Raw genomic sequence first — 12,909 nt, 5'->3', positions numbered from 1 at the left:
GTCAGGTCTGGCCCCGGGTGCCGATGGGCACGCCACAGGCAGATTCCGGCCGCCATGACGATTTCAACGTAGGTGCTAGATTCAAGATAATCAACACCAGATTTCGCGCCCGATCGAACGGATCCGGCCGATTTCGACGCGGCGGCGCCGCTGCCTCTCGGAGGCGGTTGTCAGGCGCTCGAAGTCGTGGTTAGGGTGGTGATCTAAAAGCAATATGCCGCTATGGGGGTGGTTATTTTGACGAATCCTTTTGATAATTCAGAAGGTCAATACCTTGTGCTGACCAATGTCGAGGGACAGCATTCGCTGTGGCCTGCATTCGCCGACGTTCCCGCTGGCTGGAGCCCAGTCCACGGGCCGGAAGTGCGGGAGGAGTGCCTCGAATATATCGAGCAGAATTGGACCGATCTGCGTCCGAAATCGCTGATCGAAGCACTGCGCGGCGGCGGTCGGTGATTTGCGGCCGTTTGGATCGGTGATCCCCGTGCACAGCGCGTCCACCGGCGATTTCATGCTCTCGTTATGCGACTTTCACAATTCCGGAAGAGGTTCGGCGTCAGATGGCGAATGTCACCGATCAAGGAGTCGCGAGCCAGTTCGGCAGCAGGCTCGAAATCCAACTCGAAGCCGGGGCCCCGCCGCTGGTGGTCACCCCTGAGCTGCCCGCACTCGCAGACGCGCTGGACTGGCTGCGCTCGGTCGATGACGACCTCCGCGCCGCCACCCGCACCCACGGGGCGCTGTACCTGCGCGGCCTGCCGGTGCGCGACGTGCAGGACTTCGGCGCCGTCCGCGACCTCCTCGTCCCGCAGCGCACCCCGTACCGGGAGAAGGCCACACCGCGGCACAGCTACGGCGACGACGTGTTCTCCTCCACCGACCTGCCGCCGGCCCAGCCCATCCGCATGCACAACGAGAACAGCTACACCCTGGACTTCCCGGGAACGCTGGTCTTCTGCTGCATCACCGCCCCGGCGGAGGGCGGCGCCACCCCAGTCGCCGACTGTCGGGCGATCCTGCGTGAGCTGCCCGACCACCTGGTGCGCCGGATGCGTGCCACCGGCTGGGCGCTGCGGCGCAACTACTCCGACCTGATCTCGCTGGACTGGCGCACCGCCTTCGCCGCCGACCGCGCCGAACAGGTGGAGGCCTACTGCGCCGAGAACCTGATCGCCGCCCGCTGGAGCGGCGACGACCTGAGTACCAGCCAGATCCGGGCCGGCATCATCACGCACCCGCACACCGGTGACGAAGTCTGGTTCAACCACATGGCGTTCTGGAACTCGTGGTCCCTAGACGAGGAGATCCGCGAATCCCTGGTCGACGAGTTCGGCCCCGACGGCCTCCCATTCGAGACGTCCTTCGGCGACGGCGAGCCGCTCACCAAGGACGACCTCGCCACCCTCAACGCCGCCTACGCCGCCGCCACCGCTAGGCGCTCCTGGCAGCCCGGCGACGTGATGGTGGTCGACAACATCCTCACCGCCCACGGCCGGGAGCCGTTCCGGGGCGAGCGCCGCATCGTCGTCGCCATGGGCGACCCGGTCAACGTCCGGGACTGCCTGCCCACCGTCGACGCCGAGGCGAGGTTCGTCTGAGATGACCGACCGTCAGCACGACGCCAGCCACGACCCGCTGGCCCGGTTCCTGCGGGCCGCCGCCGCCACGCCGGACCGCCCCGCCGTCCGCTCCCGCGACGTCGGCCTCACCTTCGCCCAGCTCGCCGACCGCGTCGCCGCCCTCGCCGGCGCCCTGCGCGAGCGCGGCGTACGCCGCGGCGACCACGTCGGCGTCTGCCTGGAGCGCGGCGTCGACCTCGTCACCGCAATGCTCGCCGCCTGGAGCACGGGCGCAGCATACGTGCCGCTCGACCCGCGCTACCCCGACGAGCGGATCGCCTTCATGACCCGCGACTGCGGCCCGCGGCTGGTCGTCGCGGCCGACGACCGCCCGACCCGGCTCGCCGACGTCGAGGTGATCGTCCCCGCCGTCGCCGGCCCCGCCACCGCGCCGGTGCCTGTGACCCCCGCCGACGCCGCCTACGTCATCTACACCTCTGGCTCCGCCGGCGTGCCCAAGGGCGTCGTCGCGACCCGGGGCGGCGTGGCCTCCCTGCTGCACCGGCTCGAAGCCGTCGGCGCCTACCCCGACGAGCACCGCGTGGTCGGCTGGAACGCCAGCGCGTCCTTCGACGCCTCCGTCCAGCAATGGGCACGGATCTGCCGCGGCGACACCATCGTCGTCCTCGACGAGGAGGAGCGGCGCGACCCCGCCCGCTTCGGCTCCGCACTGGCCGAGTACGGGATCACCGACATCGACGCCACCCCGTCCCACTGGGAGGCCGTGGAGCCCGGGATCACCAGCCCGTCGCTGCGCCTGTTCCTCGGCGGCGAGCCGGTCTCCCCCGCGCTGTGGCGGCGACTGGCCGAGGCCGGGCGGCAGGGCCGGGTCGAGGCGTACAACCTGTACGGGCCGACCGAGTGCACCGTCGACTCCACCACCGCCCCGATCGAGGGCGACGAGCCGCACATAGGCCTGCCTCTGCCCGACGTCAAGGCCCACGTGCTGGACGACCGTCTGGCGAAGGTCCCGGTGGGCGTCACCGGCGAGCTCTACCTCGCCGGCCCCGCCGTCGCCCGCGGCTACGTCAACCGCCCTGGCCTGACCGCCGAACGCTTCGTCGCCGACCCGTTCGCCGGCGGCGGAGGCCGGATGTACCGCACCGGCGACGAGGTCCGGTGGCGGGCCGACGGCGTACTGGAGTTCGTCGGCCGGGCCGACCGCCAGGTCAAGGTGCGCGGCTTCCGGGTCGAACCCGGCGAGATCGAGGCCGCCGTCGCCGCCTACCGCGAAGGCTGCGCCGCCGTCGTGGTCGCCAGGGCCGACGACCTGGTCGCGTACTGCGTCGGCGACGTCGACCTCGACGGGCTGCGCGCGCACCTGGCCGCACAGCTGCCGGCCCAACTGGTCCCCGCACGCCTCGTCCCGATCGCTGCGTTCCCGCTGACCGTCAACGGCAAGATCGACCTCGCCGGGCTCCCCGACCCCGACGCCGACCGGACCGACGGACGGCAGCCGGAAGGCAAGTACGAGGAACTGGTCGCCGACGTGTGGGCGGACGTCCTCGGCCGGGACCGGGTCTTCGCCGACGACGACTTCTTCGCCCTCGGCGCCCACTCACTGATGGCGATCCGCGTCGTGGCCCGGGTCAAGAAGGAGCTCGGCACGGCCCTGTCCATCCGCGACGTCTACCGGCGGCCGCTGCTACGGGACTTCGCGGAGTTCGTCCGCGCCGCCCACGTCGGCGCGGACGCGACGCCCCCGCGCTAGAGGAGACCACATGACCAACCGCCTGGGCGCGGCCCGGCAGAACACCGCCGTGATCCGCCCGAAACAGCTCGACGACACCGCCACCACCACCCTGGTCTGCCTGGGCTTCTGCGGCGGTGGCACCGCGCCCTACCACCCGTGGGCCGAGGCCGTCGCACCGGACGTGGACCTTGCGCTGGTCTGCTACCCCGGCCGCGACGGCCGCTTCATGGAGGACTTCGCCACCACCTGGGACGAGCTCGCCGAGGACGCCACCCGCGCCGTCGTCTCCGCCGTCGGCGACCGCCCCTACGTCCTGTTCGGCCACAGCATGGGCGGTTGGGTGGCCTTCGACGTCGCCACCCGGCTGGAGGCCCGGGGCAGCTCCGCCCCCGACGCCCTGGTGGTGTCCTCGTGCAACGCCCCGGCCCGCGGCCTCACCCCGCGCGACATGTTCCCGGCCCGCCAGGACACCGACGAGGACCTGATGGCCTGGATGCGCACCCACGGGCTGGTCGCCGAACACGTGCTCGGCGACCCGGACCTGCTGGAGATGGCGGTGGAGATCATGCGAGCCGACATCGCCGTGCGCGACACCTTCCACCACAACGGCGCCCTGGGCGTCACCATGCCGGTGCAGTTCCTCGCCGGCGCCGACGACGTGGTGATCGAGGCCGACGCGCCCGCCCAGTGGAAGGAGCTGGCCCTCGGCCCCTACCGGCACGACCAGCTGCCCGGCGGCCACTTCTACACCCCCGAGGTGTGGCGGACCCTGCCCACCCGGATCAGCGCGATCAACCTGTAGAAACGACCTACGAAGGCTCCGAGAGTACCCAGCCCATGACCGATCAGTTCACCGTGAAGGCCACCTACAGCCAGGTCTTCGCGGTCGCCCAGTTTCGTGCCGTCTTCGCCGCCCGACTGCTCGGCGTCATGTCCGACACCCTGCGGGCCGTGGCACTCGCGGTGCTGGTGTACGACCGGACCGGCTCGCCGCTGCTCACCGCGGTGACGATGACCATCAACTTCCTGCCGCAGGCCGCCGGCGGTCTGTTCCTCGCCGCGATGGCGGACCGGTTCACCCCGCGCACCCTCATCAGCGCCGGCTACGCCCTCCAGTGTGCGGTCGGGCTGCTACTCGCGTTCGGGCACCTCCCGGTCGCCGCCAGCCTGGTCCTGGTCGCCGGCGTGGCCTGCCTGACCCCGGTCACCACCGGTGCCACGGCCAGGGTCCTCGCGGAAGCCCTCACCGGCGACACCTACGTCCTCGGGCGCTCGCTGTCCTACCTCATCGCGGTCTCCGCCCAGATGGTGGGCATGGCCGCCGGCGGGACACTGGTGGTCTGGCTGGGCGTGGAGCGCACGATGCTGGTCACCGCCGGGGCGCACCTGGTCGCCGCGGCGATCAGCCGGCTGTTCCTGTCGCCCGCCCGGGCGCCCCGCGCGAGCGCGCCGGCGACGGGCAGCGGGTCGATCGTGCGCCGGACCCTCCGGGGCAACGCGGCGCTGGTCGCCAACCCCGGCGTGCTCAAGCTGATCATGGTGCAGTGCCTGCCCGCCGCCTACCTGGCCGCGGCGGGCAGTCTGCTCATCCCGTACAGCGCGCATCGGGGGTTCAGCCCCCAGCAGACCGGCGTCCTGCTGGCCGCCACCTCGGTGGGCATGCTGATCGGCGACATCGTCATCGGCCGGGCGTTCGGGCCCGCCACCCGGGAACGTCTGGTCCTGCCGCTGCTGCTGGTGATGGGCGCCCCCTCGCTCACGCTCGCCCTGGACCTGCCCTATCCGGCGGTCGCCGCCGCCTACGTCGTCACCGGCACCGGCTCCGCCTACCTGCTCGGCCTGCAGCGGCGCTTCCTGGAAGCCGTTCCCGCTGAACTCCAGGGTCAGGGCTTCGCGTTGCTGAATACCGCCACCATGAGCATCCAGGGCGTCGGCCCCCTGGTGTTCGGCGTGTTCGCCGAGTTCGTGCCGGTCGGCGTCGCGATCGCGCTGACCGGAGTGGGCAGCGTGGCCACCACCCTGTTGCTGCGCGAAGCGGCCCGACCGAGGCACGTCTCGGCCGAGGCCGCCTGAGCACCAGCGACGCGGCGAAGAGAGAACAGCAGTACGCCGACCGCTACGAATGGATTTGACTATGGAGGCTCGGTCGATCGTTCCGCGTCGCTACCTCAACGTGCTGGTGGACCTGCCAGCCGTCGCGCACAACACGCGCGTCGTCCGACAGGCCGTCAGCCGACCCGCCACCGCCGTGATGGCCGTCGTCAAGGCCGACGCCTACGGGCACGGCGCGATCGACGTCGCCTGCGCTACGCTCGACGCCGGGGCGACCTGGCTCGGCGTGTGCACCACGGCCGAAGCACTCGAACTGCGCCGGGCTGGCCTTGACGCCCCGATCCTCGCCTGGTCGCACAACTCGGCGGAGAGCATGCGCATGGCCTCGGCGGCCGGCGTGGACGTCTCGGTGCAGTCCGCCCGCACCCTGGCCTTCGCGGTCGACGCTGGACGAAGCACCGGACGCCCGGCCAGGGTCCACCTGGAGGTCGACACCGGGCTCGCCCGCGGCGGGGCGGCGCTCCAGCACTCGGTGGCCCTGCTGGACGCCGCCAAGGCCGCCCAGAGCCAGGGCCTGATCGAGGTGGTCTCGGTGTGGTCGCACCTCTCCCACGGCGAAGTCCCGGGCCACCACACGCTGGACGAACAGGCGAGACTGCTCGACGATGCCTGGCGGCAGGCCGTCGACACCGGCCTCGACGTCCGACGCCACCTCGCCGGATCACTGTCGGCGCTCACCAGGCCCGACCTCCACCTCGACATGATCCGGACCGGATCGGCTCTCTACGGCCTGCTGCCGTATACCGAGCGCCACAGTTTCGACCTCCGGCCTGCCATGCGGGTCACCAGTCACGTCGCGCTGACCAAGCGGGTCGAAGCCGGTCAGGGCGTCTCCTACGAACACGACTGGGTCGCGCCGAGCGCGCTCAACCTGGCCCTGATCCCGGTCGGTTACGCCGACGGAATCCCGCGTTCCCTCAGCGGACGCCTCGCGGTCTCCATCCGCGGCCGGCGCTACCCCGTCGTCGGACGCATCTGCATGGACCAGATGATCGTCAACTGCGGCGACGAGAAAGTGGAGGAGGGGGAGGAGGTGGTCCTCATCGGCAGCGAGTCGGACGGCGACCCCACTATCCACGAATGGGCGCTCGCCATGAGCACCACCCCGTGCGAGGTCGCCACCTACTTCGATCGCCCGCACGTCAACCGGCAGACCGTGCCGGTGGTCGGTGCCCGGCCCTGGACGGGCTGAACCCGCCTACGAGTATCGACCGGGCCGGCCGCGTATCCCCAAATCGACGCGGCTGTCGCTGTTCACCGAGTACGGGCTGGCCGCGCTGTGGACGCTGTGCCCCGAGACCGACGACGTCGCGCAGGCGCAGGAGTGGCTGACGTCCTGGACACGGGTGCCGGGCATCGAGGGTCTGGTGACCCGCGGCCGTGCCCAGCGCTACCTGCCAGGCGCTCGCGCAATGTTCAAGGTCCGCCGACGTGACACCACCGAAGCCATCATCGGTGCTGTCACCGGCCCCCTCACCCGCCCCCAGACCCTGATGCTGGGCCGCTATAACACCGACCGCGTCCTGCGCGCCGTCGCTCGCAGCACACCCCCTGCATCCCGACGCCGCCCGCCGACCTCGCCCCGGCCGGGGCCGGCCACCCCTGGGAAGGCGTCCGCTTCACCACGTCGTGGGGGTCCCGCACACCGCTGGATGTCGTCCTGGTCGAACCGCACCTGGTGGCCGAGATCGCCGTCGACACCCCACAGAACCGCGGTGCCTGGCGCCACCCCGTCCGGTTCTCCCGGCTCCGCCAGGACGTCACGCCTGCTGACGTGCCGGCGTTCGGCCAGGGCGCGGTGCCCGCGTCAGGCTGATCGGGCGGGAGGTCCCCAGGCCGCCCCTCCGCTGTGCCGAGCCGGCAGCGCGCAGCCCTACACCCCTAGGCCGTCGAGGACGGCCTCGTCATCGACGCCCTCGAGGGGCACTTGGGCGAGGGGCTTCCAGGTGATGGGGGCGCCGTCGTGGTGCTGGGTAACCAAGTGCAGCCGATCGACGTACACGTCGACCGTCTGCGGGCCCTCGATGTCGGAGAGCCGTGCCTTCAGCCCCGGCCGGTCGACGTGCTCAGCGCCGTGCCCGGCGTAGGCGAGGGAGATGTGCGGATACCGGCTGGGCGACAGCCGGTGCGCGTCGCCCCACACCTGCCGGTGGGCTGCCATGACGTGCTCGACGAGCGCCTGGTGCGGCCGGCCGGGCCAGCCGGCCGCCTCGACCGCGACCTGCCCTATGTCCGGACGGCCGAAGGTCAGGGTGAACGGCTCGACGTCCTGGACGCGGCGTGCGACGTCCTCGACCAGGCGGCCGATGCCCCCATGGACGGCCGGGTCGGAGTCGATGTCGGCGCCGATCGCGTGCACCAGCGTGCAGTGCGTCCACTCGGGCACGACCCGGTGCAGGCCAGGAGTGTCGGTCAGGCCGGCATACGGCCTGCCGAGCACCGCCGCTTCGTGGCGGGAGCGGGCAGCACATGCCAGTGAAGATCCCGGCGCCCCCGCGGCCACACCCGCTCGACCCTGGCAAAGAAGCTCTCCATATCCCCCGCTCACTCCCGCTGCTGGTGGTTGGACTCTAAGCCGTGAAGCCCACCGAGCGCGTCGCAAGGTGTGCGGTGACCTGCTCGACGGCGACCGCGACGCCGGATGGGACGCGGACGACGAGTACGAGTGAACCCGGTGAACGCAGCCAGGCGCCCGGGCGGGGAGCCGTCACACCCCCTGCCCCGGCGCCTGACGTCCTGGGGGCCCTCAGGGTCTGGGCAGCGGCAGGCCGGGCATCTGCGGATGCCGCAGGTGCTGCCCGCTGTCGTAGACGTGCAGGGTGAACGTCTGCGGCCCGGGCCTGTCCGCCTCGTCGTACGCGGACAGCACGCGCTCGAACCGCTCCCACAGCCGTACGGGGCCGCCCTCGCGGACCTCCCACCGGCTATCGACGGGGGTGAGGGTGGCGGCGGAGCCGGTCGTCACGTCGACCAGGTGCACGACCTCGCCGACGGTCGTCAGCTGCGCGTCGGGGGCGGCGCACTGGGCGAGGAACCGCAGATGGAACGCTTCTTCGGTCCCGGCCGTGATGCGCTCCGGGGAGTGCCGGGCGGCCAGGCCGGTCTCCGGTAGGCCCGCGGCCCAGTGGGCGGGGTTGCCGAACGCCGGCGCCGCGTGCGTGCGCGCGGACATGAAAGAGACGGTGCCGCCCAGGAGCTGGCCAACTTGCGCGTCGATGAAGTCGCCTGGACCACCACCCACCGGCCTTGGGGGGCCACAACAGACCGTGCGGTTGTCGTCGGCATCGTCGCCGGTAACCGCACTACGCCCTCCGCCTACTCCCGCAAGTAAGCCAAGCAGCCACCAGCCTGCGACCACTACCGCTCAACGAGGACTCCGCCGGCGACATGCCAGTGGTCGAGACGACGAGCACCCGGGCTCGTCGCTGACACGAGATCTTATGGACCTGGCTGAAGGGGCGCGTTGTGTCCCCTCAAGGGGGACACAACGCCGAGAAATGTCGTGCTGGGCTGACAGAAATGTCACGTAAGGCGACATCTACGTGGGAAGCCCGAGCAGGGCCGGGACCACGGCCGACGACGGGTCAGGACCGGGAGCGCGGCAGGCGGCGCCGCTGTCCGACGGTCCAGGAACCGGCTCACGGAACCCTTCGAGCCGCGCAGGGCAGGGGCACCGAAACCGACACCCCGCCCCCGGGCCCAGGCCCGACGCCCTTGTACCGGGGATCATGAGGATCGGAGAGCGGTGCTTGATCACCGGAATGTAGGTTTTGGCCATGACTGGTGACTGGCGGACGGACCGGATCGGGGCTGCGCTGAGGGGCGAGAACCCGACCGTGCTGCGACGGTTGACGTCGGGGTTCGCGGTGATCGGGGATGTTCAGTTCCTGCCGGGCTACTCGGTTCTGCTCGTGGACGAACCGGATGTGCAGCGGTTGTCGGACCTGCCGAGGGCGAAGCGGCTGTCGTTCCTGTCCGACATGGACCAGCTCGGTGAAGCGGTCGAGCGCGCCTGCCAGCTGCTGGACCCGGCTTTCCGCCGGGTCAACCTGGAGATCCTGGGGAACACGGACCCGTTCTTGCACGCTCATGTCTGGCCGCGGTTCGAGTGGGAGCCGGCCGACATGGTGGGCAAGCCAGTGTGGCTCTATCCGCGCGAACGGTGGAGCGACGAGCAGTTCAGGCTCGGTCCGCAGCACGACGCGCTGCGGGAAGCGATCGGCAGCGAACTGGACCAACTGCGCTCGGGACCTCACTGTTCCGGGCCCACCGACCGTCAGGTCGGCGGGCCCGGTGATCGGTGACGGTCAGTCCCCTGAACCGCTACTCACCGCAAACCGATGCCAACCGGGAACCCGCCGCCCGGCACGGTGATGCGCGCCCGGCGCTCAAGAAGGGGCCGTTCACCGTCACGGGCGGCCCCTTCCACGTCCCCGTGGCTGAGCCGGCGTACGACGGTGCCGGGCAGCTGCTCGCCCGGCGGGGGGCGTTACGGCTGTGCGTGCCGGTTGTCCGTCGTACGGGAGCCGGGCGCCGGCGGCCCCTTGCCCGGTGCGCTCCCTGCTGCTCGCCGCTGGGCACCGGGGTGACGGGGGCGGCAGGGCAGGCATCCACGCGGGCCCCAGGGCTGCCATGAGCCAGCGGGCAGGCTCATGGCACGTCGCCTCCCGGAGAATTGACGAGGGACCACGCCGGGGGCGCGGTTACCGTGTCCACCATGAGCACGTCCGGCCCGAACGCCGCCCCGATCCCGCTGCACATCGCTGGCGAACCGCCGGCGCCCCCGGCCCCCGACGTGATCGGCACGTCCGCAGGGTCGGGACGACGGCCCGACCCTGCGGTGCGGCCGGGAGTGGTGGACTGGACGGCGCTTGGGGTGGAGCCGCGGTGGAAGGATCAGGAGACAGGCGACTGCGCGGCCATTCTGTCCCCCTTCCTCGGACCCGCCACCGGCCTTGAGCCCTACAAGCGCTACGCCGAGGGAGCCCGCAAGCGAGGTGAGACCGCCCTCGTCGTCGCCTGCACCGGCGCGGGCACACGCAGCCACAACGTCTTCTCCGGCACCGTCGCTCCCGGCATCCACCTGCCCCACTACTACGGTTCGATCTCCGCCAACCCGCTCCCCGCCGGCGTGAGTCCCGAACTCGCCGACGGCCTGGACCACGCCGAACACGACCTTGGTACCCGGCTGCTCAACCGTCCCCCGGACACCTGGTTCCGACTGACCTACCTCAGGGAATCCAGGTCCTCGCGCCCCGGAGCTGCCAGGGTGTGGCCGCCGCCGGGGGAGGGGGAGCTTCGCCCGATCCTGGTCGACGGCCTCGGCGCCCCGGTGGCGGGGGTGTGGGTGCCGGCAGGCGGCGGGGCCCGGTGGTTCGTGGTTCCTCACGGCACCGACCAGCGACTGCTAGTGGAGTGGCTGGTCCAGCACGCGCTACCCGCGTACGTGCCCGGCGCGCTGACCCGCGTCCGCTCGCCCCTGGTGCGCGACCCGGCGTTCGCCACCGATGCCGAAGCCCGGCTGGTCGAGACAATCGCCGAGGAGCAGCGCGCCCACGAGCGGCGGCAGACCGAGCTGCAGCAGCAGCTTGCCGCGCTGCGGGCCGTGGCCGATCCGCTGCGCGACGGTCTGCTGTTCGGCACCGGCCACCCGCTGGAGGACGCGGTGCACGACGTCCTCGTGGCGGCTGGCGCCACGGTGACCCGTCTCGACGACGTGTACGGCACCAAGTCGGCGGACCTGCTGGCCGAGTATGGCGGCCGCCGAGTCCTGGTCGAGGTCAAGTCGGCGAACAACCGGCCACCGCAGAGCCTGCCCGACAAACTGCTCAAGCACCTGAACACCTGGCCCGGTCTGACCGGGACCGAGCGTGTTGACGGCGGCGTCCTGGTGGTCAACCACCAGATCAAGCTCCACCCCACGCAGCGGGACACCGAGGTCTACACCGACCGCGCGTTCGCCGACGCCCTGCCCGTGCCGGTGATCGGCAGCGCCCGCCTGTTCGACTGGTGGCGCCGCGAAGACTGGGATGCCGTGCGACACGCCGTCTTCGGAGACACCGGTGACATCGGCGGCGCGCAGCCTCCCGAGACCGCCGTGCCGGATGCCGATCCGAAGGCGCCCAGGCGGCCCGGCCTGCTCTCGCACCTGCGCCGGTAGCCAGCAGACGCTTGAGCACGACGGGCCGCCACGCCAGACCTCTTCGGCGACGGCCTCGCGCCGCACCGACGTCACCGTTCCCCGGCGCAGCCCTGCTACGGTCTGGCTCCTACGCCCACCGGCGGAGCGCCTCCCCGGCGGGAGGCCAGGAAGGCACTCGTTCACGGACCGGGGCAAGTCCGTCAGGCCGGTGTTGCCGACCGGCCACCGGTATCGCCCCCGGCAGGCCGGGGACCGACGATCCGCGACGCGGGCCGGGAGACGACCAAGGCGAGCCACTGCGCCTGGGTGACCATGGGCCACGTACGCGGGCCCATGCGGCCACGCAGCCCGATCAGGTCGGCGGCCCGGCCCTCAGCGGCCTTGATGGCCTGCGGCAGGTGATCGAGTCGGCCGCCACGACGAACACCCCCATGGAGACGCGGGCCCGCTCCGGGTGCTTGAGGTGATCCCTCAGCCGGGCACCGATGCCGCCGCCGCGGTGGCCTTTGCCCAGCCAGCGCAGCCGGCCGTCGGCGTCGACCGCCAGGTACAGCCCGGCGAGCACCTCGTCCAGCCCCGCGAACGTCTGCGCACGCCGACCGGGCGCCAGGCGTACGGGATCGGCCAGCCGCCGCATGCCAGCGGGCCGAGCGCCGTCCACGCGTGACGCAGCACCGCGTGTCGACCACCGGCCCGGGGACGGGCTCCGTGCAGCAGTCGAGGCTCACAGCGACGTCACCGCCACGGTGGCCGAGTCCAGCAGCTCGACGATCTGCCCGGCACTGCTTCTTGATCTCGCGGAGCTCCATTACGTACGACTTCTGCACCTCGGCGCCGGCCTCCTCACGGGCCCGCACGGCCTCCTCGACGGTCCAGGAGCAGGCCGATCTGCTCGGCGGCGGTGTTCAGCTGCCGCGGACTGATGACATCTGACGTGGTCCACTGTCATCTTGGTGACGATCCCGTCGGCCTCCAGCGGGATCGGCCGGATCGGTGGGGCACACCAGATCCAGTTTCGATCCGGGCATCATTTTGATGCACACCCCCAGAGGCAGCGGGATCGCGGTACACCTCGAGCCCCGAGGAACCAATCCCTGACACACTGTCACTCACCGAGCCGCCCCACACCGCTCAACCCTGCTGCCGCCCGGGCCGCAGGCCCGCAGTGAACCGCGCGCAGCGCGGTTCACCAGGTGACGCGCAGCGTCACCCGTGGCCGGAGCGCAGCGGAGGCCACCCGCGGGGCAACGCCCCGCACGCTCCGGGAGCGCAGCGGACGGAGCGTCACCCGCCTTGCACAGCAAGGCGATGCACCGGGCCGCGCAGCGGCCCGGTCTGCGCTC

The 12,909-nt window shown here is 71.5% G+C and carries 10 protein-coding genes and 1 pseudogene; 8 read left to right on the top strand and 3 right to left on the bottom strand.

The genetic code is table 11. From position 1 onward, the window contains the following. Window positions 1–237 precede the first annotated feature (237 nt). The 6 genes from ACZ45Q_RS25920 to alr all read left to right on the top strand — a co-directional run bounded on the left by ACZ45Q_RS25920 (window position 238) and on the right by alr (window position 6,616). On the top strand, window positions 238–456 hold the full coding sequence (locus ACZ45Q_RS25920; protein ID WP_468265791.1) for an MbtH family protein: 219 nt from the start codon (window positions 238–240) through the stop codon (window positions 454–456). Window positions 457–560: 104 nt separating this feature from the next. Further along, the gene (locus ACZ45Q_RS25915; RefSeq protein WP_468265547.1) at window positions 561–1,598 is read left to right on the top strand and encodes a TauD/TfdA family dioxygenase; all 1,038 of its coding nucleotides are present in this window, start codon (window positions 561–563) and stop codon (window positions 1,596–1,598) included. Window position 1,599: 1 nt separating this feature from the next. Further along, on the top strand, window positions 1,600–3,330 hold the full coding sequence (locus tag ACZ45Q_RS25910) for a non-ribosomal peptide synthetase (protein ID WP_468265545.1): 1,731 nt from the start codon (window positions 1,600–1,602) through the stop codon (window positions 3,328–3,330). 10 nt (window positions 3,331–3,340) lie between these two features. Then, window positions 3,341–4,114, top strand: a complete 774-nt coding sequence (locus ACZ45Q_RS25905; protein ID WP_468265543.1) for a thioesterase II family protein — start codon at window positions 3,341–3,343, stop codon at window positions 4,112–4,114. A gap of 35 nt (window positions 4,115–4,149) precedes the next feature. Further along, window positions 4,150–5,385 (top strand): MFS transporter, encoded by a 1,236-nt coding sequence (locus ACZ45Q_RS25900; RefSeq protein ID WP_468265541.1) that lies wholly within the window; start codon window positions 4,150–4,152, stop codon window positions 5,383–5,385. A gap of 61 nt (window positions 5,386–5,446) precedes the next feature. Next, window positions 5,447–6,616, top strand: coding sequence for an alanine racemase (alr, locus tag ACZ45Q_RS25895; protein ID WP_468265539.1), 1,170 nt, complete (start codon window positions 5,447–5,449; stop codon window positions 6,614–6,616). Between the two features lie 681 nt (window positions 6,617–7,297). Here alr and ACZ45Q_RS25890 read toward each other — a convergent pair. Next, on the bottom strand, window positions 7,298–7,864 hold the full coding sequence (locus ACZ45Q_RS25890; RefSeq protein ID WP_468265537.1) for a 2'-5' RNA ligase family protein: 567 nt from the start codon (window positions 7,862–7,864) through the stop codon (window positions 7,298–7,300). 306 nt (window positions 7,865–8,170) lie between these two features. After that, window positions 8,171–8,626: pseudogene (locus tag ACZ45Q_RS25885) on the bottom strand (methyltransferase domain-containing protein); the annotation flags it as partial. Between the two features lie 574 nt (window positions 8,627–9,200). On the opposite strand from ACZ45Q_RS25885, the gene ACZ45Q_RS25880 reads away from it, so the two are divergent. Next, window positions 9,201–9,728: an HIT family protein gene (locus ACZ45Q_RS25880; RefSeq protein WP_468265535.1), complete on the top strand. Its 528-nt coding sequence runs from the start codon at window positions 9,201–9,203 to the stop codon at window positions 9,726–9,728. 413 nt (window positions 9,729–10,141) lie between these two features. After that, window positions 10,142–11,584 carry a hypothetical protein gene (locus tag ACZ45Q_RS25875; RefSeq protein WP_468265533.1) on the top strand — a complete coding sequence of 481 codons (1,443 nt, stop codon included), beginning with the start codon at window positions 10,142–10,144 and terminating at the stop codon, window positions 11,582–11,584. A gap of 334 nt (window positions 11,585–11,918) precedes the next feature. Here the strand turns inward: ACZ45Q_RS25875 and ACZ45Q_RS25870 are convergent, their stop codons facing one another. Next, on the bottom strand, window positions 11,919–12,203 hold the full coding sequence (locus ACZ45Q_RS25870; protein WP_468265531.1) for a hypothetical protein: 285 nt from the start codon (window positions 12,201–12,203) through the stop codon (window positions 11,919–11,921). Window positions 12,204–12,909: the final 706 nt, after the last annotated feature.

The organism is Streptomyces sp. NPDC031049, assembly GCF_055571015.1.
The sequence above is the reverse complement of the archived record's forward strand: the minus strand, read 5'-3'. Positions and strand labels throughout refer to the sequence as shown.

Coding starts and splice junctions, on each gene's coding strand:
- ACZ45Q_RS25900 (WP_468265541.1), top strand. CDS start 4,150: ATGACCGATCAGTTCACCGTGAAGGCCACCTACAGCCAGGTCTTCGCG.
- ACZ45Q_RS25875 (WP_468265533.1), top strand. CDS start 10,142: ATGAGCACGTCCGGCCCGAACGCCGCCCCGATCCCGCTGCACATCGCT.
- ACZ45Q_RS25915 (WP_468265547.1), top strand. CDS start 561: ATGGCGAATGTCACCGATCAAGGAGTCGCGAGCCAGTTCGGCAGCAGG.
- ACZ45Q_RS25905 (WP_468265543.1), top strand. CDS start 3,341: ATGACCAACCGCCTGGGCGCGGCCCGGCAGAACACCGCCGTGATCCGC.
- ACZ45Q_RS25870 (WP_468265531.1), bottom strand. CDS start 12,203: ATGCGGCGGCTGGCCGATCCCGTACGCCTGGCGCCCGGTCGGCGTGCG.
- alr (WP_468265539.1), top strand. CDS start 5,447: ATGGAGGCTCGGTCGATCGTTCCGCGTCGCTACCTCAACGTGCTGGTG.
- ACZ45Q_RS25910 (WP_468265545.1), top strand. CDS start 1,600: ATGACCGACCGTCAGCACGACGCCAGCCACGACCCGCTGGCCCGGTTC.
- ACZ45Q_RS25880 (WP_468265535.1), top strand. CDS start 9,201: ATGACTGGTGACTGGCGGACGGACCGGATCGGGGCTGCGCTGAGGGGC.